Genomic DNA, 20,208 nt, shown 5'->3' with positions numbered 1-20,208 from the left:
TGGCTCAGGCTTCCTCGTCTTCGAACCAGTGGGCGCGCGCGGCCATGATGATCTCATTGCCCTGCTCGTCCGACAGGCCATAGGCCGCCAAAATGCCGCCCTTGTCCTCGGTGGTTTCGGTCTTGCGACGGCGCTGGTCGATCCGCTTCTTCTGCACCAGCTCGTCGGTCGCCAGATCAGCCAGATCGTCGAGCGTCTTGATGCCCGCCTTGCCCAGCGTGACCAGCATTGCTTCGGTCAGATGCGGCATCTCCGCCAGGGCGTCCTCGACCCCCAGCGCCTGCCGTTCTTCACGCGAAGCCGCCTCGCGACGCTCCAGCGCTTCGAGTGCGCGGTTCTGCAACTCGCCCGCCAGATCATCGTCAAAGCCTTCGATCGAGGCCAGCTCGTCGATGCTGACATAGGCGACCTCTTCCAGCTCGCCAAAGCCTTCGGCCACCAGCAGCTGCGACAGCGTCTCGTCCACGTCCAGTTCGTTCTGGAACAGTTCGGAACGGGTCACAAATTCCTTCTGGCGCTTCTCGCTGGCGTCGGCTTCGGTCATGATGTCGATCGCCTTGCCGGTCAGCTGGCTGGCGAGACGGACATTCTGGCCGCGACGGCCAATGGCCAGGCTCAGCTGATCGTCGGGAACGACGACTTCGATCCGCTCTTCTTCCTCGTCGATCAGCACGCGGCTGACCTGGGCGGGCTGGAGCGCGTTGACCACGAAGGTCGCGGTATCTTCCGACCAGGGGATGATGTCGATCTTTTCGCCCTGCATTTCCTGCACGACGGCCTGCACGCGGCTGCCCTTCATACCGACGCAGGCACCGACCGGATCAATGCTCGAATCGCGGCTGATCACGCCGATCTTGGCGCGACTGCCCGGATCGCGGGCGGCGGCCATGATGGTGATGACACCGTCGTAAATTTCGGGGACTTCCTGCGCGAACAGCTTTTTCATGAATTCTGGATGCGCGCGGCTCAGGAAAATCTGCGGCCCGCGATTTTCACGGCGCACGTTCAGCACGACCGAACGGATGCGGTCGCCGACGCGGACGACTTCGCGCGGGATCTGCTGGTCGCGGCGGATGACGCCCTCGGCCCGGCCAAGGTTCACGACGACATGGCCGAACTCGACCGATTTCACGACGCCGGTGATGATCTCACCCACGCGGTCCTTGAATTCTTCATGCTGGCGTTCGCGTTCGGCATCGCGGACCTTCTGGAAGATCACCTGCTTGGCCGACTGGGCGTCGATGCGGCCCAGATCGATGGGGGGCAGCGGATCGACGATGAAGTCGCCGACGACGGCACCCTTCTGGAGCTTTTCAGCCGCCTTGATGTCAACCTGCTTGAAATAATCCTCAACCACATCGACCACTTCGACAACTCTCCACAAACGGAGATCGCCGCTGTCGGGGTCCAGCTTGGCGCGAATGTCGTTCTCTGCGCCGTAACGCGCACGCGCGGCGCGCTGGATCGCGTCCTCCATCGCCTCGATGACGATCGCCTTGTCGATCATCTTTTCGCTGGCCACCGAATTGGCGATGGCGATCAGTTCGGCCCGGTTGGCGGAAATGGCGTTGGCCATGGAAAGAACCCTTATCCTTCGGTTTCGATATCGTCCGCACCCTCGGCAGAGAGCGGCATGGTAGCATTAATAAGCGCGTCCGTCAGCACCAGCTTGGCGGTGTCGATCAGGGCGAAGGGAATGACGACATTCCCGACCTTGGTATCCTTGAAGGCGATATCCTCGCCCTCGACCGCGCCAAGGATGCCCTTGAACGTCTTGCGATTGTCGATCGCCTCGGTCACGGTGATCCGCGCCTCGAACCCGCCCCATTCGACAAAGTCGTGCAGGCGGGTGAGCGGACGGTCGATCCCCGGCGAACTGACTTCGAGGCGATAGGCCTCCTCGATCGGGTCGGTTTCGTCCAGCAGGTCCGACAGGCGGCGCGAGATCGTCATGCAATCCTCGATCACCAGCTGCCGCGTTTCCCGCCGTTCGGCCATGATCTGCAACGTGCGCTCGTCGCCCGACCCAAACAGCTTCACCCGCACAAGGTCAAAGCCCAAAGCCTTCACCTCCGGTTCGATCAGCGCAGTCAGTGCGGCGATGTCCGCCATGCAATCTCCAGAACAATATAAGTTTGCCGCCGCCGCAGGCGGTGTGCCTGCGACCCTGACATTTTTGACGATGTAAGGAAGCAAGGGCGATATAGGTGGAGGGCGGAAAATCTGCAACATTATTCGTTCTGCTGTATTCTAACCGTTCGGGCTGAGCGAAGTCGAAGCCCTCCACCGCACGAAGAGAGGTGCTTCGCCATGCTCAGCATAGCCCTTCGACTTCGCTCAGGGCCTGCCCCCGGCTTGATCGGGGGGCGAACGGAGAAAATTATGACCCGGACCTTCATAACCGCCCTGCCCCTCATCCTCATCGCCTGTTCGGCTGACAATGCCACCGGCCAGAATGCCGCCGATGCCCCGGCCAAACCGTTCAAGACTGCGACCATCGCCGATTTCGATTCGCCCTGGGCCATGACCTTCCTGCCGGACGGTCGCGCGCTGGTGACGGAAAAGGCGGGCGAGATGATCCTGTTCGATCCGAAAAACGGCACCAAAATCCCGGTCGCGGGCATCCCCGGCGTCGATAGCGCGGGGCAAGGCGCGTTGATGGACGTCGTCCTCTCCCCCAATTTCGCGCAGGACAAGGCGGTCTATTTCAGCTTTTCCGAAAGCCGCGACGGGGTGAAGGGTGTGGCGCTGGCCAAGGGCGGCTTCGCGCAGGCCAGCGACGGCACAACCAAGCTGGACGGCGTGCAGGTCATCTTCCGCGCCAGCCCCTATGTGACAGGCAATGGCCATTATTCCGGCCGCATCGCCTTCTCACCCGACGGCAAATATCTCTTCTTCACCAATGGCGAACGGCAGAAATTCGACCCCGCCCAAGACCCCAAGGCAACGCTGGGCAAGGTGCTGCGCCTGAATCTGGACGGCACGCCCGCTGCGGGTAATCCCTTGGCTGCGCAGGGCTTTCACCCGGCGGTCTGGTCCTATGGCCACCGCAACCTGCTGGGAATCGCTTTCGACGCGGACGGTCGCCTGTGGGAACAGGAAATGGGGCCAAAGGGCGGGGACGAGGTGAACCTGATCAAGCCGGGCCTCAATTACGGCTATCCCAAAGTGTCCAATGGCAGCCATTATGACGGTCGCGACATTCCCGACCATGCCCCCGGCGACGGATTTGAAGCCCCCAAGGTCAGCTGGAACCCGGTCATCTCGCCCGGCGGCCTACTCTATTATTCCGGCAATCACTTCCCGGCGTGGAAAGGCTCACTCTTCATCGGCGGCCTGTCGAGCAAGGCGCTGGTCCGGGTCAAGCTGGACGGCGACAAGGCTAGCAAGGCCGACCAATGGGACATGGGCGCGCGCATCCGCGAGGTCGAACAAGGCCCGGACGGCGCGCTCTGGCTATTGGAAGATGGCGGCGACGGGTCGCAGGGACGGCTGCTTAAGCTGACACCTGCCGCAGGCTGACCGGGACCGCCCACCGCTCAACCGGCGCGCATGGTGAAACGGCGGCGCATGACCAGCGCGCCCGCGCCCAGCAGGAACAATCCCCACGCCGCGCCTTCGGGAACAGGCGTCGAACCACCCGAACTGCTGCCCGTCGCGTCAGGCCCAGTCGGCGAGGACGCATAATGGCCCGTATAGGTGCCAAGATGCATCTCGCCATTCTGCACAAGACTGCCAAATACCGCCGACCCCTGAACATAGTTGGCGGTCGTCGCCGCAGCCCAGGGGGCCAGCACCGATCCGCCCCACGCCGTACTCTGGTCGAGTGCCTGCGCCTCGTCGAAGTTCCAGATGACATGCTCGCCCAGCCCGGCAGTGCCGCCCAGAAAATTGTCGTTCAGGGTGATGGCACTGCCACTGACGTTGACGATCGCCGTATCCGCGCCGTTCAGGTTGAACGCGATCTCGCCAATGGAATCGAGATCCTTGCCGCTGATCGAAAAGACGGCCATTCCGTTGCTGTCCGGCGCAGCATTGAAAGTGGCGCGATTGCCGCTGACCTGCATCTGGCTGTTGGCGGACAGGCCGGCCAACCCGGTCGAAAGCGCCTTCATACTGCCCGCCATGACGCTGCCCTGGGTTGCCAGACCGTTCGCAAAATCGGGGCTGGACGCCGCAAGGCCGGATTGGACGACATGCTGGTTGACATTTGTGTTGCTGATCATGCCGCCGACCTTCACGGTCTGCGTCCCGCCATTCAGGTTGAAACCGCTTTCGACATTGCCGCCAACGACAGCCCCCGATCCGTTGTTGAGATTTTTCACGCCGCCGGTGACGTTGCCCACTACGGTCAAGCCGGGTTGGCCGGTCGGCGACGGCGTGGGGGTGCTGATCTGATAGTTGGAGGACGTCCCCGAAAGGTTGCCGCCCACAAATGTGCGTCCCTCCACCTCGGATGAGGATTGAAGGTCGCCCAGGACGACAAGGTTCCATTCGCGCATGGCGTCGGTGCCGACGACCGGCGAGGCCATCAGCGGCGTGGCGGCAAGGGCCAGGATGGTGGCCAGGGTGTAACGTGCATTTTTCATGGCGCCGCGCTAACAGCCTAAACGATGCAACCCAATGAAGAAAAAGGGTAAATTTTCTGCGTTCGCGACCTCGTATCAAAGTGAAACACATGCGTAACAATGGCGCAGCATCGACAATTTCGCATGCCGTAACGTCATCTCGGCAAAAGCGGCAAATGCCGCCGATCACGATCGGGAAAATGGCAGAAGAAAGGCGGCGGACGCCATAACTATCATCATTGGAAGCGCCTTTGCCAGCGCCCCCCCCACGATCAAACCAACCGACTCTGCTTGACCGCCGCCTCGATGAAGCTGGCGAACAGCGGATGCGGATCGAACGGCTTGGATTTCAGCTCCGGGTGGAACTGCACACCGACAAACCAGGGATGGTCGGGCCGCTCGACGATTTCGGGTAGCATCCCGTCGGGCGACATGCCGGAAAAGATCAGCCCGCCCTTTTCCAGTGGCTCACGATAGCCAGCATTGACCTCATAGCGATGGCGATGCCGCTCGCTAATCTCGTCCGCGCCATAGATGCCCGCGACCACGCTGTTGCCGGTGAGTTTCGCGGGGTAAGCCCCCAGCCGCATCGTGCCGCCCAGATCGGTCTCGGCGGTGCGCTTCTGCAAGCCTTCCGCGCTCATCCATTCGGTGATCAGGCCCACGACCGGCTCGGACGTCTCGCCAAATTCGGTGGTGGAGGCCGCCGCGATGCCCGCTGTATTCCGCGCACCCTCGATGCAGGCCATCTGCATCCCCAGGCAAATGCCAAAGAATGGCACATTGCGTTCGCGCGCAAATTTGACGCTGGCGATCTTGCCTTCCGACCCGCGCACGCCAAAGCCGCCGGGGACCAAAATGCCGTGCATCGGCTCCAGGAAAGCCGCGACATCGTCGCCCTTCTCGAACAGTTCGGCGTCGATCCACTTGATCTTCACCTTCACCCGATTGGCAAAGCCGCCATGGGTCAGCGCCTCGTGCAGCGATTTATAGGCGTCGGGCAGGCCGACATATTTGCCCACCACGCCGATCGTGACTTCGCCTTCCGGGTTCTGCTGCCGGTCCATAATGTCGTCCCATCGCTCCAGCGACGGCACGGGCGCACCCTCGATACCAAAAGCGCGCAGCACTTCGGCGTCCAGACCTTCGGCATGATATTGGGCGGGAACGCCATAGATGCTGCTGGCGTCGAGCGCAGGGATGACCGCTTCGGGCCGCACATTGCAGAACAGCGCAATCTTGCGCCGTTCGCTTTCAGGCAAAGGATGCTCACAGCGGCACAGCAATATGTCGGGCTGGATACCCAGCGACGTCAGTTCGCGCACGCTATGCTGGGTCGGCTTGGTCTTAAGCTCACCCGCCGCAGCAATATAGGGCACCAGTGTCACATGGACGAAGATAGACTGGCCGCGATCCAGATCATTATGCAACTGGCGAATCGCCTCCATGAAAGGCAGCGATTCGATGTCGCCGACGGTCCCGCCAATCTCGCACAGCACGAAATCGATATCGTCGGTGTCGGCCAGCGCGAACGCCTTGATCTCGTCGGTGACGTGCGGAATGACCTGCACCGTCGCGCCCAGATAGTCGCCGCGCCGTTCCTTGGTGATGATCGTCTGATAGACGCGGCCCTGCGTCACATTGTCGCTCTGGCGCGCAGAAACGCCGGTAAAGCGCTCATAATGGCCCAGGTCCAGATCGGTCTCCGCCCCGTCGTCGGTCACATAGACTTCGCCATGCTGATAGGGCGACATCGTGCCGGGATCGACGTTCAGATAGGGATCGAATTTGCGGATTCGCACGCGATAGCCCCGCGCCTGCAACAGCGCTGCCAGGGATGCGGCCATAAGGCCTTTACCAAGCGAGGAGACCACGCCGCCGGTGATGAAAATATACCGCGTCATGGGAGAAGAGGCCTAGCCTTTCCAAACAACAAAGAGCAAGCGCGCGAATCCACGCACGCTTAAAAAATATTCGAAATGTCGGTGAACGGTTTAGTTGGCGAGCGGAACAGCACCGTTGCTGGCCGCATTCGCCGCACCCGCCAGCGGATCAGCGCTGGTGGCCGGCGCGTTCTGCGTGACCGGCGCCTGCTTGACCAGCGACGTGTCGATGTCGCTGGGCGCATGACGCACCGACGCGATCACCGCCATGACGATGGACAGAGTGACGAAGATCGTCGCCAGCACCGTGGTCGACCGAGTCAGGAAATCCGCCGCGCCGCGCGCCGACATGAAGCCCGCCGGGCTGCCCCCCACGCCCAGACCGCCGCCTTCCGACTTCTGCATCAGGATGACGGTAACCAGCAGGGCGGCGATGATCGCCTGCACGACGAGAAGGAAAGTGAACATGCGACGGGTTCTGTCCGGAAATGGGGTGCGTTGCCGCGCACATAGCGATGAAGCGACGCGGGGGCAACCATGGGTATCTGACTCGATTCCAAATCCGTTCGCCCTGAGCGAAGTCGAAGGGTACTGCTGAGCCACAGGCGAAGCTGCTTCGCTCCGCTCAGCACAAGGCTTCGACTTCGCTCAGCCCGAACGGATCTCGGATTAATCCGCCGCCGCGATAATCGGCGCGAACTTGCCCGCTGTCAGGCTTGCGCCGCCGACCAGCCCGCCATCAACGTCCGCGATGGCCAGCAATTCCGCCGCATTGTCGCCATTCATCGACCCGCCATAAAGGATACGCATCCCGTCGGCCTCCGCCCCGATCCGGCTGGCCAGCGCATCGCGCAGCGCCCGGTGCATCGCGTCGACCGCCTCCATCGTCGGAATCCGCCCGGTGCCGATCGCCCAAATGGGTTCATAGGCAATCGCCAGCCAGTCCGCCGCCGCGCCATCGGGCAAGGACGCCAGCAACTGCGCCGACACCACCGCTTCGGCGTTGCCCGCGTCGCGCACGTCCAGGCTTTCGCCCACGCACAATATGACGTTCAGGCCCGCCGCCTTGGCCGCCAATGCCTTGGCCGCAACGTCGCCATCGCTCTCGCCCTGGTCCTGCCGCCGTTCGCTATGCCCCACGATCGTCCAGCTTGCGCCCGCTTCGACCAGCATCGCGCCGGACAGGCAACCGGTATGCGCGCCGCTGGCGTTCATGTGGCAATCCTGCGCTCCGATAAAGGCCCCGCCCCGAACCTGCGCCGCCGCCGCGATCAAAGTCGCAGGCACGCATAGTCCTACATCCACCCCCGGATGATCGGCCGCGATCCCGCCAATCGCTTCAACTTCACCCAGATGCGCCTTAAGGCCATTCATCTTCCAGTTGCCCACGACGAGTTTACGCCTGTTCATGGATTATATTTCCCCATATTTGTTTTTGCTGCACGCCCAGTGGCGATGAACGGGGCGGGTGCATTTGTCCAGACCGGCTACACGCGTGGCGCTTGCCGCCGCGCCTATACCGCCTTAAAGCGACCGCCATCACGCCCGCAGTTCGGACATTTTCATGCTTGCTGTCTTTCGCCGCTTCATTCGCTCCAGGTTCGGTGCGGTCTTTGCGATCCTCTTCCTGGCGGTCATCGCCGGTGCCTTCGTTCTGGGCGATCTGTCCAGCGGCCAGTTCGGCAGCAGCCTGGGCGGCGGTGGCGGCACGGCGGCCAAGGCGGGCAGCCACAAACTGTCGCAGAATGAAGTGCAGGACCGGATCCAGCGCGTCTATGAAAATGCCCGCAAGTCCAATCCTGCCCTGTTGATCAGCGATTTCTTTGCGCAGGGCGGCGCGACACAGGTGTTCGACCAACTGGTCGCATCCTTGACCCTGCGCGCCTTTGCCGACGATCAAGACGTGCATATCTCCAAGCGGCTGGTCGATGCGCAGATCGCGCAAATCCCCGCCTTTCAGGATGCCGCAGGCAATTTCAGCCAGGAAAATTTCCGCTCGCTGCTGATCCGCGAACGCATCACCGAACAGGCGCTCCGCGATGATATCAGCCGCGAAATCCTCCAGCGCCAATTGCTGGGTCCGGTGGGTCTGGGCGTCAAACTCTCCGACTCTCTGGTGCTGCCCTATGCCTCGCTGCTGCTCGAAGCGCGGCAGGGTACGATCGCCGCGATCCCGGCGGTCGCCTTTCTCGACGACAAGGCGCCGACCGACGCCCAACTGGCCGATTATTACAAGCGCAACGCCGACCGCTTCACCATCCCCGAACAGCGCCGTATCCGTTACGCCGTGATCGACGCGCAGCGTTTCGCGCAGGCCTCACAGCCCAGCGATGCGGACATCGCCGCCGCCTATAATCAGAACAAGGCCGCCTATGCCGCCAAGCAGAGCCGCAGCATCGAGCAACTGGTGCTGCCGACGCAGGCAGGTGCCAAGGCGATCGCCGATAAGGTCAGGGGCGGCACGTCGCTGTCCGCCGCGGCAAAGAGCGCGGGCCTTGAAGCGCTGACGCTGGCCGACCAGAGCCAGGCTGCACTCACCGCATCGGCCGGCAAGGCGATTGCCGATGCTGCCTTCGCCGCAAAACAGGGCGATCTGGTCGGTCCCGTGCGCGGATCGCTGGGCTGGGTCGTGCTGCGCGTGACCGCGATCACCGAAACCCCCGCCCGCCCGCTCGCCTCTGTACGCGGCGAACTGGTCGAGACGTTGCGCGCGCAAAAGGAAAAGACGCTGCTGACCGAACTGACCGGCAAGCTGGAGGACCAGATTGCCGATGGCGGCACGTTCGAGGAAGTGGTCAAGGATAATGGCCTGAAGCTCGAAACCAGCCCGCTGCTGCTCGCCACCGGCAAGCAGGTCGAGGATTCGGCCTATGTCCCCTCCGCCGACCTGCAACCGCTGGTCGCGCCCGCCTTCGCGATGAACGCGGACGATGATGCGCAGCTGGTGCCGATCACCCCGGACAAACGCTATGCGCTCATCGCGGCCAGTGAGATCGTCGCCGCCGCCCCGCCGCCGCTGGCCAAGGTCAAGCCGCTGGTGCAGGCGCAATACAAGCTCAATCAGGGCAATGAGAAGGCCAAGAAGGTCGCCGAGGATATCCGGGCCAAGGTGGCCAAGGGCATGAAGCTGGCCGATGCCGTCGCGGCGGTCGGCGTCAAGCTGCCCGCGCCGCAGGTGCTGGGTGGCCGCCGCGCCGACATCATGCGTGGTGAACAACGTCCCCCGGCGGAGGTCGCCATCCTCTTTTCGATGGCGGCGAACACGGTCAAGACGCTCCCCATAGGGCAGGATCGCGGCACCTTCGTGGTGCAATTGAACGCCATCCAGCGCGGCGATGCCAAGGGTCAGCCCGAACTGTTGAAGCAGGTGCGCGACCAGCTCGGCGAGGTTGTCGGCGAGGAATATGGTCAGCAGTTCGAGCGCGCGGTCGAAAAGCAGCTGGGCGTGACCCGCAATGCCAAGGCCGTGGCAGACGCGCGCAAGGCGCTGACCGCCACCAACAGCGGCGGGCAGTAATATGAGCGCGACGGGCGGGGACGGCATCGCATCAGCGCACGCGGCGCTGGCGCGGGGCGAATCGGCGCTGGTGTGGCGGCGGCAGATTGCCGATACCGACACGCCGATTTCCGCCGCGCTCAAATTGTTCGAGGCCGATCGCGGCGACTTTCTGCTTGAGTCGGTGGAGGGCGGCGCGGTGCGCGGTCGCCACAGCCTGATCGGCCTGGCCCCCGACCTGCTGTTTCGTGCTGATGGCAACACCGCGCAGATCAACCGCCACTGGGCGACCGACCGCGATGCGTTCGAGCCGCTGGAAGGCGACGCGCTGACCGCATTACGGTCGCTGGTGGCCGAATGTCGCGCCGACCTTGATCCCGCTTTACCCGCAGCGCTGGCCTGCCTGGTCGGCTATTTCGGCTATGAAACCATCGGGCTGGTCGAAAAACTGCCCCGCCCTGCCCCCAACCCCATCGCCCTGCCCGACATGCTGTTCGTGCGACCAACGGTGATCCTGGTATTCGACCGGCTGGCCGACGCGCTCTATCTGGTCGCGCCGGTGTGGAAGGGCAGCTTTACCGACCCGGACAAGGCGATCGACGCCGCGCTGGAACGGATCGACGCCACCGCCGCGCGCCTCGCCGCCCCGCTGCCCGCCACCCCCGCTCCAGCGGACATGGCCGACATCGCGGTCACCCCGGTGCTGGAGCCGGGCCGCTATGCCGCGATGGTGACCAAGGCCAAGGATTATATCGTCGCAGGCGATATTTTTCAGGTGGTGCTGGCGCAGCGTTTCACCAGCCCCTTCACCCTGCCACCCATCGCCCTTTATCGCGCGCTGCGGCGGATCAATCCCTCGCCCTTCCTCTATTATCTCGACCTGCCCGGCTTCGCGCTGATCGGCTCCAGCCCCGAAATATTGGTCCGCGCCCGCGACGGCGAAGTCACGATCCGCCCGATCGCCGGCACGCGCCCACGCGGAAAAAATGCAGTGGAGGACGCCGCCAACCGCGAAAGCCTGCTGGCCGATCCCAAGGAACGGGCCGAGCATCTGATGCTGCTGGACCTTGGCCGCAACGACGTTGGCCGCGTCGCGACGGCTGGCAGCGTCACCGTGACCGACAGCTATAGCGTCGAATTTTACAGCCATGTCATGCACATCGTCTCCAACGTCGTCGGCCAGCTATCGCCGGACAAGGACGCGATCGACGCGCTGTTCGCGGGCTTCCCGGCTGGCACCGTATCGGGCGCGCCCAAGGTCCGCGCGTGTGAGATCATCGCCGAACTGGAACCCGAAACGCGCGGCGCCTATGCTGGCGGGGTCGGCTATTTCGGCCCGGACGGCAATATGGACAGCTGCATCGTCCTGCGCACCGCCGTCCTGAAAGACGGCGTCATGCACGTCCAGGCAGGCGCCGGCATCGTCGCCGATTCCACCCCCGAATATGAACAGCGCGAATGCGAAGCCAAGAGCGGCGCGCTACTGGCAGCCGCGCGCGAAGCCGTGGCGCTGGCGCGGACAAGCGGCTTCGGCCAGTAAAATTCCTCCCCAAGACAAGCTTGGGGAGGATGAATCTACCGACACGCCCGCCACCCGGTCGCACCGCGTTCCGCCTGATCCAGATGGAAATGATCGCGGTGCGCCTTGTTATAATCGGGCGACAGCACCGTCGAAAACAGGTCACAAGCGCCATCTCGCGCCGCGCGCAGAAACTCGGCGTCCTTGGCCTTGCCACCCCAGTCGTTCAACACGCTCACCTGCCGCCCGTCCGCCAGCACGAAGGCCGATATGTCGATCGCGTCGGCGGTCGCATGTTCGCTGAAGTCGCCAGCGCTGCGGCCATACATGCGCCGACAGCTATAGCTGCCAAAATGCCGCATCGACGCAACCGCCTGGCCGTAGATGCGCTGCGCGGCAGGCTGCACCACCTGCCACTCCCACAGTTTGAGCGCCGCGACCACCGGACAGGATGGCGCAACCGCCGCCGGGGACAGGGCCACCGCCCCGCGCTCCGCCTTCAGCCGCACTGCGTCATCATAAACGCACTGGCCCGATCCGCCCGGCTGCATCGCGCCATGTGCCACACCCGCCCGCTCCAGCAGCGCCAGGCATTGCGCCCGCTCCTGCGTCAGCGCCGCCAGCTTGCGCCCGGTAAACAGCCCGATCGGCTGATCAAGGTCGATGTCGGTCCAGGGCAAATCCTGCGGCCTTTGCCGCACCACCGCATAGCCAAGCAGCATCAGACAGAGGAAGCCGCCCCACAACAGGCAACGGCGCAGGATCAGGTGAAGGCGTCGCATCGCCTAACCACGCCGGACCTGCCTGAAAGGTTCCGACGTGACGGGATAACCCAGATGATCGGGGATGCACAAATGCTGCTCACCGTCGCGATCCTCCAGCCATGGCCGCACCTTCTCCACCGGATGGGCGGCGGCATGGGCGACCAGATCGGCATGGCTCCCCGCCTGCGCCAGCCGCTCCAGATTGCGCCGGGTGGGGAAGATGACATGCCCCACTCCCGCATCGCACCGCGCCAGCGTCGCCGCCGCACTGCTCCAGAACAGATGCACATTCTCGGTCGCGTCGGCGATCGCCTCCTGCGCGTCGGGGGCGCGGGCCAGATAGAAGCGCGTATCATAGACCCGGACCGCCTTCTCGAACGGCGCGGGGTGCCAACGGGCAAAGGGCGTCAACTGATCGAGCGCCAGCGCCACCCCATGGCCGTCGAGCAGATCACCCAGCATCGCCCCGTCCAGCAACCCCTGCCGGATCGAGACCACCACGGCGCCATCGACCGCGCCCGCCAGCCCGCCACTCAGCCCCACGCCCAGCCCACTTTCCTCGATCGTCTCGCGAATCGCCGCGATCCGCGCCGCCGCCTCGTCCAGATCCAGCCCATGGTCGATCTGCGCCGCAAGCTGCCGGTCATGCGCGTCCACGCCCCCGCCGGGAAAGACCAGCGCACCGGCGGCAAAGGCCATGGTCGACGCCCGTTCCATCATCAATATGTCGGGCGGCCCATCGGGCCGGTCGCGCACGATCACCACCGTCGCGGCGGGGCGACCTGCATCATCCTCTATCGTCATGCCCTTGCTCTAGGCGCAGCAGCGCCCGGCGGTAAAGCCCGCCGCAGCGATCCCATCACCCAGCCTGCGCCAGTTCCAGAAACTGGCGCAACGTCGGCGTCTCATCATCGCGCCGCCACGCCAGCCCCGTCTCCAGCATCGGCGCATCGCCCAGATCGGCATAGACCACCCCCGCCCGCGCCAGATTGCGCAGCGATGCCGGGACCAGCGCAATCCCCAGCCCCGCCGACACCAGACTGATGATCGTCTGCATCTGGATCGCCTGCTGCACGATATTGGCCTGCCCGCCCCGCGCCGCATAATAGCCGGTGACCAGATCGTGAAAGGCAGCCGCCACCGCGCGCGGGAACAGGATCAGCGGCAAAGACACGATGGCCTCCGCGTCGATCGTTCCCGCCTCGACCCATTGCTCCGGCAGCGCCGCGACCAGCGGCTCGCGGATCAACCGGCGGTAACAAAGTTCCGGCGGCAAAGGCGTGTCAGCAGGCGGGATCAATATGCCCGCATGGGCCTGCCCCGCCAGCAAGGCGGGTATCTGCACATCGCTGGTCGCCTCGGTCAGGCGGATTTCGACCTGCGGGAACAGCGCCGCATAGCGGCGCACCAGCGCGGGCAGCACGCTATAATCGGCGGTGCTGACGAAGGACAAGGCCAGATGCCCCGCCCGCCCCTCCCGCAACTGCCGCGCCGTTTCGGGCAGCGCGTCGATCGCCGCGATCGCCGGGCGCACCTGCTCCAGCCATTGCGCCCCGAACGGGGTCAGCGCCACCCGCCGCTTGGTCCGCGCAAACAGGGCCGCACCCAGTTCACGCTCCAGCATCAGGATCGACTGGCTCAGCGGCGGCTGGGTCATGCGCAGCCGCTCCGCCGCCTGCCCGAAATGCAGCGTATCGGCGACCGTGACAAAATGCCGCAACTGGCGAATGTCCATATTTCATATTTCCTGCGACCTAATAGGCCATCAATAATATATTTCACACCCAATCCCAAGCGGTGTAAACCGCGCATAGAGACATAGGCGATTATGTCATTTACAAAGCCGCCATTGGCCTATTGGACCAAGCCCATCCTCCCCTTGCAGGGGAGGTGGCTGGCCAAAGGCCAGACGGAGGGGTGTCACCCTCACGATAGGGCGACACCCCTCCACCACGCCCTGCGGGCGCGGTCCCCCTCCCCTTGCAGGGGAAGAATCTTGGCGCAGGGTTTGTAAAACACATGATCGCAAAGACATAATCAAAGGGACACTGACCATGCCGGCCTATCGCTCCAGAACCACCACCCATGGCCGCAACATGGCGGGGGCGCGCGGCCTGTGGCGCGCGACGGGCATGAAGGATGAGGATTTCGGCAAGCCGATCATCGCCGTCGTCAACAGCTTCACCCAGTTCGTGCCGGGCCATGTTCACCTCAAAGACCTGGGCCAGCTGGTCGCGCGCGAAATCGAGGCGGCGGGCGGCGTCGCCAAGGAATTCAACACCATCGCGGTCGATGACGGCATCGCCATGGGCCATGGCGGGATGCTCTATTCGCTGCCCAGCCGGGACCTTATTGCCGACAGCGTCGAATATATGGTCAACGCCCATTGCGCCGACGCGATGGTCTGCATCTCCAACTGCGACAAGATCACGCCGGGCATGTTGATGGCCGCGATGCGCCTCAACATCCCCGCCGTGTTCGTCTCCGGCGGGCCGATGGAGGCGGGCAAGGTCGTGATGCGCGGCAAGGAAGTGGCGCTCGACCTGGTCGATGCCATGGTCGTCGCCGCCGACGAAAGCTATACCGACGAAGAAGTCCAGACCATCGAACGCTCTGCCTGCCCCACTTGCGGCAGCTGCTCTGGCATGTTCACCGCCAATTCGATGAACTGCCTCACCGAAGCGCTCGGCCTCTCGCTGCCCGGCAACGGATCGACATTGGCCACCCATTCGGACCGCGAACGCCTGTTCCGCGAAGCGGGCCATGTCATCGTCGATCTCGCCAAGCGCTGGTATGAACAGGATGACGCAACTGCCCTGCCGCGCACCATCGCCAGCTTCGCCGCGTTTGAAAACGCCATGAGCCTGGACATCGCCATGGGCGGCTCCACCAACACCGTCCTCCACCTCCTCGCCGCCGCGCATGAAGGCGGGGTCGATTTCACCATGGCCGACATTGATCGCCTGTCCCGCCGCGTCCCCTGCCTATGCAAGGTCGCACCCGCCAAGCAGGACGTGCATATGGAGGATGTCCACCGCGCCGGTGGCATCATGGCGATATTGGGCGAACTGGAGCGCGCGGGGCTGGTCGATACCTCGCTCCCCACCGTCCACGCCCCCACCATGGCGGCTGCGCTGGCCCGCTGGGACATTGGCCGCACCAATAGCGAAGAGGTCCGCAACTTCTTCCGCGCCGCCCCCGGCGGCGTACCTACCCAGACCGCGTTCAGCCAGTCCGCCCGCTGGGAGGACCTCGACATCGACCGTGAAAAGGGCGTGATCCGCTCCGCCGAACATCCCTTCTCCAAGGATGGCGGCCTCGCCGTCCTCTACGGCAACCTCGCGCCCGAAGGCTGCATCGTCAAGACAGCGGGCGTCGATGATTCGATCCTGACCTTCCACGGCACCGCGCGCGTCTATGAAAGCCAGGACGCTTCTGTCGCGGGCATTTTGGGCAATGAAGTCAAGGCCGGCGACGTCGTCGTCATCCGCTATGAAGGGCCAAAGGGCGGGCCGGGCATGCAGGAAATGCTCTACCCGACCAGCTATCTGAAATCGAAAGGGCTGGGCAAGGCATGCGCCCTCATCACCGACGGACGCTTCTCCGGCGGCACGTCGGGCCTCTCGATCGGCCATGTCTCCCCCGAAGCCGCCGAAGGCGGCCTCATCGCCCTCGTCCAGACGGGCGACCCGATCGTCATCGACATTCCCAATCGCGTCATCAAGCTGGACCTGGACGACGCCGTGCTGGCCGAACGCCGCGCCGAAATGGAAAAGATGGGCGTCAAGGCGTGGAAGCCCTTTGGCCGCAAACGCGAAGTCTCCCCCGCCCTGCGCGCTTACGCCGCCATGACCACCAACGCCGCCAAAGGCGCGGTGCAGGACGTCAGCCAGATCGAATGACGCAAAATTCCTCCCCTGCAAGGTTCAACAGAGGCACGTGACTCTGTTGAAGGGGACCGTTCGCGAAGCGAATGGTGGAGGGGTGTCACCCTATCGAGAGAGCGACACCCCTCCGTCTGGCCTGCGGCCATCCACCTCCCCTTGCAGGGGAGGATTCTTCGTCAACCTTTCCCTATGCCAGCGCAAATGCGCCTCCATGAAGGTCGAGATGAAATAATAGCTATGGTCATAGCCCTCACGCACATTCAGCGTCAGGTCGATCCCCGCTGCCGTGCACGCCGCGCGCAATAAGTCCGGCTGCAATTCCTTCTCCAGAAACGCATCCGCCCCGCCCTGATCGACCAGCAGCGCACTGACCCGCGCGCCATCCTCGATCAGCGCGACCGCATCATGCTTGCGCCATGCCGCTGTGTCGTCGCCCAGATAGCCGCCCAGCGCCTTCTGCCCCCACGGCACCTGTGATGGCGCAACGATCGGCGCGAAGGCCGACACCGCGCTGAAACGCTCAGGATAAGTCAGCCCGATGGTCAGCGCCCCATGCCCGCCCATCGAATGGCCCATGATCGACTGCCGCGCCATGTCCGCCGGAAATGCCGCCGCGATCAGCGCAGGCAGTTCCTCGGTCACATAGGACCACATCCTGTAATGGGTCGCGAAGGGCGCTTCCGTCGCATCGACGTAAAAGCCCGCGCCCAGCCCGAAATCATAGGCGCCTTGCGGATCATCCGCCACGCCCTCGCCTCGCGGCGACGTATCGGGCGCAACGAAGATCAGCCCCAGTTCCGCGCAGATCGCCCGGAACTCGCCCTTTTCGGTCACATTGGCATGGGTGCAGGTCAGCCCGGACAGATACCAGACCACCGGCAGCTTCGCCCCCGCCTCATGCGGCGGCACGAACACGGAAAAGACCATGTCCGTGCCGGTGCTGGCCGACGCATGGCGATACACGCCCTGCACCCCGCCAAAGGCGCGATTTTCCGAAACCGTCTCCATGGCGCTCAATCCTTTGGACCGACATTGGGCGCATAGGCGCAAATCTTGTTGCCGTCAGGGTCGCGCAGATAGGCGCCATACATATTGCCGGGTGAATTGGGCCGGAATCCCGGCACGCCTTCGCTTGTGCCGCCCGCCGCAACGCCGCCGTCATGGAAGGCATCAACCTCGGCATAGCTTTTCGCCGCAAAGCCAAGCGTATGGCCATTGGCGCAGGTAGCCAGCCCGCCATCGGCGGGCTTGGCCACCACCACCGCCCCACTGTCGGACGGATAGACGAACCCGTTGGGATAGGGCGCAGCGGCATAGCCCAGCGCACCCAGCGCTGCGTCCCAAAAGGCGCGCGCCTTGTCGATGTCGTTCGCCCCGAAATAGACATGGGTAAACATGGAACGCCCTTCCATCAGAACACAACGACCGAACGGATGCTCTCGCCCGCGTGCATCAGATCGAACCCCTTGTTGATCTCCTCCAGGCTCAGCACATGGGTGATCATCGGGTCGATCTCGATCTTGCCGTTCATATACCAGTCGACGATCTTGGGTACGTCGGTCCGCCCCTTCGCCCCGCCGAACGCGCTGCCCTTCCACACCCGGCCAGTGACCAGCTGGAACGGGCGGGTGCTGATTTCCTTGCCCGCTTCGGCGACGCCGATGATGATGCTCTCACCCCAGCCGCGATGGCACGCCTCCAGCGCGGTGCGCATCACCCCGGTATTGCCGGTGCAATCGAACGTATAGTCCGCCCCGCCATCGGTCAGCGCGACCAGATGCTGGACGATGTCGCCCTCCACCTTGTTGGGATTGACGAAGTGGGTCATGCCGAACCGGCGGCCCCATTCTTCCTTGCTGTCGTTGATATCGACGCCGATGATCATGTCCGCGCCGACCAGCTTTGCGCCCTGAATGACATTCAGGCCAATGCCGCCCAGCCCGAAGATGATGACGTTGGACCCCGGCGTCACCTTGGCGCTGTTCACCACCGCGCCCACGCCGGTGGTCACGCCGCAACCGATATAGCAGCTCTTGTCGAACGGCGCGTCCTCGCGGATCTTCGCGACCGCGATTTCGGGCAGCACGGTGAAGTTGGAGAAGGTCGAACAGCCCATATAGTGAAAGATCGGCTGCCCCTTATAGCTGAACCGGGTCGTGCCGTCGGGCATCAGCCCCTTGCCCTGGGTCGCGCGGATCGCGGTGCACAGGTTGGTCTTGCCACTCAGGCAGCTTTTGCATTGGCGACATTCGGGCGTGTAGAGCGGGATGACATGGTCGCCCACCGCCACGCTGGTGACACCCGGCCCGACTTCGCGCACGATCCCCGCGCCTTCATGCCCCAGGATCGACGGGAAAATGCCCTCACTGTCGAACCCGTCGAGCGTATAGGCGTCGGTATGGCAGATGCCGGTCGCCATGATTTCGACCAGCACTTCGCCCGCCTTCGGCCCTTCCAGATCGACTTCGACAATCTCCAGCGGCTTCTTGGCTTCAAAGGCGACGGCGGCGCGGGTTTTCATGGGAAAGGCTCCTGATATGATGCTGCCCTGCCCTAGCAATATCCCACCCGCGCGATAAGGAAGGATTTTTGCAATTCATTATTTCACATGAGGGATAATCCATGCGCGGCTGGGATGGGATCGACGAATTTGTCGCCGTGGCGACCACCGGCAGCTTCAAGGGCGGGGCCGATGCGCTGGGCCTCTCCACCACCCATATGAGCCGCGCCATCGCCGCGCTGGAAAACCGGGTGCAGCGCCCGCTATTCCACCGCACCACCCGCACCGTGCGGCTGACCGACACGGGCCGCCTCTTCTACGATCATTGCAGCCGCATCGTCACCGAACGAGACGAGGCCATCGCGCTGATCAGCGAAGGCGCGGAGCCGCAGGGCGACCTGCGCATCACCTGCTCGACCGCGATGGGCGAACGCTTCATCGCCCCCATCGTCCGCGAATTTGCCGCGCGCTATGTCAAACTCACTGTCACGATCGATCTGACCAACCGCATCGTGGACCTGATCGGCGAAGGCTATGACATGGCGATCCGCACCGGCACGCTGGCCGACAGCCGCCTGATCGGCACCCGCATCGCGTCCCGCACCCTCTACACCTGCGCCGCGCCTGCCTATCTCGCCGCGCACGGCACGCCCAACGCCATTGCCGATCTGGCCCATCACGACTGCCTGATCGGCACAGCGACCAGCTGGCAGTTCCGCTCCTGGGGCCGGATCGAGACCATCCGCCCGCGCGGCCGCTGGCGCTGCAACAGCGGCGCGGCGGTGGCGCAGGCGGCGGTGGCGGGCATGGGCATATGCCAGCTGCCCGAATTTTACGTCCTGCCCCATATCGCGTCGGGTGCGCTCGTGCCGCTGCTGGCCGATTTCGCGATGGAGGATGAACCCATCTGGGCCGTCTATCCCCAGCGCCGCCATCTGCTGCCCAAGATTACGGGCCTGCTCGACCTGTTGCGCAGCGAATTGCCCGTGGCGCTGGCGCGGCGGGATTAACCCTCGTGCCGGAACAGCCGCGCTATCTGTATGGCAATCTCATGCGGGCTGAGGCGACCGGGGCGGAACCAGTCCGCCGCCGCATTGAGCTGCGACAGGAGCAGGTTGCGATAGACGGACCGGTCAATCGCGGCGGGCAAAGGCAGATCCGCCACGATCGCCCGGAACAGCCCCTCAAACCGGTCGCGCCGCGCCACCAGCTCGACACGCACAACATCAGGCACCTCGCGAAAATCATTCATCATCGGCATCGTCAGCGAATCGGGCGCCAGTTGCACCTCCAGCAGCGCCACGCACGCCGCCTCCAGCCTCTCCCAGGGATCAACCACGTCCGCCACCGCCGCTGCGATCCGCGCCTCCGCCGCGTCCAGCGCACCATTATGCAGTTCGACGAACAGCGCGTCCTTGGACTTGATATGGTGATAGAGCGACCCGCCCAGAACCCCGGACGCCTCGCCAATGTCGCGCATCGACGTGCCGCGATAGCCCTTGCGCGCGAACAATTGTGCCGCGACCACGAGTATCTCGTCGCGCCGCGATCGCACAGTGTCGTCGCTTGCTGCCTGCTTGCTCATGACGCC

18 protein-coding genes are annotated in these 20,208 nt (G+C 64.0%); 5 read left to right on the top strand and 13 right to left on the bottom strand.

What is annotated here, in order from left to right; all coding sequences use genetic code 11:
* Nucleotides 1-4: 4 nt before the first annotated feature.
* Nucleotides 5-1,576, bottom strand: a complete 1,572-nt coding sequence (gene nusA, locus ACODSR_RS10300) for a transcription termination factor NusA (RefSeq protein WP_489076138.1) — start codon at nucleotides 1,574-1,576, stop codon at nucleotides 5-7.
* 11 nt (nucleotides 1,577-1,587) lie between these two features.
* Complete coding sequence (gene rimP / locus ACODSR_RS10295; protein WP_489076136.1) at nucleotides 1,588-2,112, bottom strand: ribosome maturation protein RimP; 525 nt, start codon at nucleotides 2,110-2,112, stop codon at nucleotides 1,588-1,590.
* A 270-nt stretch (nucleotides 2,113-2,382) separates the two neighbouring features.
* On the opposite strand from rimP, the gene ACODSR_RS10290 reads away from it, so the two are divergent.
* On the top strand, nucleotides 2,383-3,522 hold the full coding sequence (locus tag ACODSR_RS10290; protein ID WP_489076134.1) for a PQQ-dependent sugar dehydrogenase: 1,140 nt from the start codon (nucleotides 2,383-2,385) through the stop codon (nucleotides 3,520-3,522).
* A gap of 17 nt (nucleotides 3,523-3,539) precedes the next feature.
* On the opposite strand, the gene ACODSR_RS10285 is transcribed toward ACODSR_RS10290, so the two are convergent.
* The 4 genes from ACODSR_RS10285 to tpiA all read right to left on the bottom strand — a co-directional run bounded on the left by ACODSR_RS10285 (nucleotide 3,540) and on the right by tpiA (nucleotide 7,861).
* Nucleotides 3,540-4,589, bottom strand: coding sequence for a choice-of-anchor A family protein (locus ACODSR_RS10285; protein ID WP_489076132.1), 1,050 nt, complete (start codon nucleotides 4,587-4,589; stop codon nucleotides 3,540-3,542).
* A 251-nt stretch (nucleotides 4,590-4,840) separates the two neighbouring features.
* Nucleotides 4,841-6,472: a CTP synthase gene (gene pyrG, locus ACODSR_RS10280; protein ID WP_489076130.1), complete on the bottom strand. Its 1,632-nt coding sequence runs from the start codon at nucleotides 6,470-6,472 to the stop codon at nucleotides 4,841-4,843.
* A 90-nt stretch (nucleotides 6,473-6,562) separates the two neighbouring features.
* The gene (gene secG, locus ACODSR_RS10275) at nucleotides 6,563-6,919 is read right to left on the bottom strand and encodes a preprotein translocase subunit SecG (RefSeq protein ID WP_006951806.1); all 357 of its coding nucleotides are present in this window, start codon (nucleotides 6,917-6,919) and stop codon (nucleotides 6,563-6,565) included.
* Between the two features lie 201 nt (nucleotides 6,920-7,120).
* Entirely contained in the window at nucleotides 7,121-7,861 is a 741-nt protein-coding gene (gene tpiA, locus ACODSR_RS10270; protein WP_489076128.1) for a triose-phosphate isomerase, read from the bottom strand.
* Between the two features lie 154 nt (nucleotides 7,862-8,015).
* Here tpiA and ACODSR_RS10265 point away from each other — a divergent pair, with 154 nt between their 5' ends.
* Complete coding sequence (locus ACODSR_RS10265; protein WP_489076126.1) at nucleotides 8,016-9,968, top strand: peptidylprolyl isomerase; 1,953 nt, start codon at nucleotides 8,016-8,018, stop codon at nucleotides 9,966-9,968.
* A 1-nt stretch (nucleotide 9,969) separates the two neighbouring features.
* Complete coding sequence (gene trpE / locus ACODSR_RS10260; protein ID WP_489076124.1) at nucleotides 9,970-11,487, top strand: anthranilate synthase component I; 1,518 nt, start codon at nucleotides 9,970-9,972, stop codon at nucleotides 11,485-11,487.
* 35 nt (nucleotides 11,488-11,522) lie between these two features.
* Here the strand turns inward: trpE and ACODSR_RS10255 are convergent, their stop codons facing one another.
* From ACODSR_RS10255 to ACODSR_RS10245, 3 genes are read right to left on the bottom strand one after another with little or no spacing between them, the layout of a single operon-like run.
* Nucleotides 11,523-12,248 carry an extensin-like domain-containing protein gene (locus ACODSR_RS10255; RefSeq protein ID WP_489076122.1) on the bottom strand — a complete coding sequence of 242 codons (726 nt, stop codon included), beginning with the start codon at nucleotides 12,246-12,248 and terminating at the stop codon, nucleotides 11,523-11,525.
* A gap of 3 nt (nucleotides 12,249-12,251) precedes the next feature.
* A complete protein-coding gene (locus tag ACODSR_RS10250; RefSeq protein WP_489076120.1) occupies nucleotides 12,252-13,034 on the bottom strand; it encodes an NUDIX hydrolase in 783 nt (260 codons plus the stop codon).
* Between the two features lie 55 nt (nucleotides 13,035-13,089).
* The gene (locus ACODSR_RS10245; protein ID WP_489076118.1) at nucleotides 13,090-13,965 is read right to left on the bottom strand and encodes a LysR family transcriptional regulator; all 876 of its coding nucleotides are present in this window, start codon (nucleotides 13,963-13,965) and stop codon (nucleotides 13,090-13,092) included.
* Nucleotides 13,966-14,284: 319 nt separating this feature from the next.
* On the opposite strand from ACODSR_RS10245, the gene ilvD reads away from it, so the two are divergent.
* Nucleotides 14,285-16,132 carry a dihydroxy-acid dehydratase gene (gene ilvD, locus ACODSR_RS10240; protein WP_489076116.1) on the top strand — a complete coding sequence of 616 codons (1,848 nt, stop codon included), beginning with the start codon at nucleotides 14,285-14,287 and terminating at the stop codon, nucleotides 16,130-16,132.
* Between the two features lie 90 nt (nucleotides 16,133-16,222).
* Here ilvD and fghA read toward each other — a convergent pair whose 3' ends face one another.
* From fghA to ACODSR_RS10225, 3 genes are read right to left on the bottom strand one after another with little or no spacing between them, the layout of a single operon-like run.
* Nucleotides 16,223-17,125, bottom strand: a complete 903-nt coding sequence (fghA, locus tag ACODSR_RS10235; RefSeq protein ID WP_489076114.1) for an S-formylglutathione hydrolase — start codon at nucleotides 17,123-17,125, stop codon at nucleotides 16,223-16,225.
* A gap of 5 nt (nucleotides 17,126-17,130) precedes the next feature.
* Complete coding sequence (locus ACODSR_RS10230; RefSeq protein ID WP_489076112.1) at nucleotides 17,131-17,514, bottom strand: VOC family protein; 384 nt, start codon at nucleotides 17,512-17,514, stop codon at nucleotides 17,131-17,133.
* A gap of 14 nt (nucleotides 17,515-17,528) precedes the next feature.
* On the bottom strand, nucleotides 17,529-18,638 hold the full coding sequence (locus tag ACODSR_RS10225; RefSeq protein WP_489076110.1) for an S-(hydroxymethyl)glutathione dehydrogenase/class III alcohol dehydrogenase: 1,110 nt from the start codon (nucleotides 18,636-18,638) through the stop codon (nucleotides 17,529-17,531).
* A gap of 101 nt (nucleotides 18,639-18,739) precedes the next feature.
* On the opposite strand from ACODSR_RS10225, the gene ACODSR_RS10220 reads away from it, so the two are divergent.
* Nucleotides 18,740-19,627, top strand: a complete 888-nt coding sequence (locus tag ACODSR_RS10220; protein ID WP_489076108.1) for a LysR family transcriptional regulator — start codon at nucleotides 18,740-18,742, stop codon at nucleotides 19,625-19,627.
* Here ACODSR_RS10220 and ACODSR_RS10215 read toward each other — a convergent pair.
* A complete protein-coding gene (locus ACODSR_RS10215; protein ID WP_489076106.1) occupies nucleotides 19,624-20,202 on the bottom strand; it encodes a TetR/AcrR family transcriptional regulator in 579 nt (192 codons plus the stop codon). The genes ACODSR_RS10220 and ACODSR_RS10215 overlap by 4 nt on opposite strands.
* Nucleotides 20,203-20,208: the final 6 nt, after the last annotated feature.

The organism is Sphingobium sp. FG125 (genome assembly GCF_057809795.1).
Note: the sequence above shows the minus strand (reverse complement) of the source record. Positions and strands in the feature narration are given on the sequence as shown.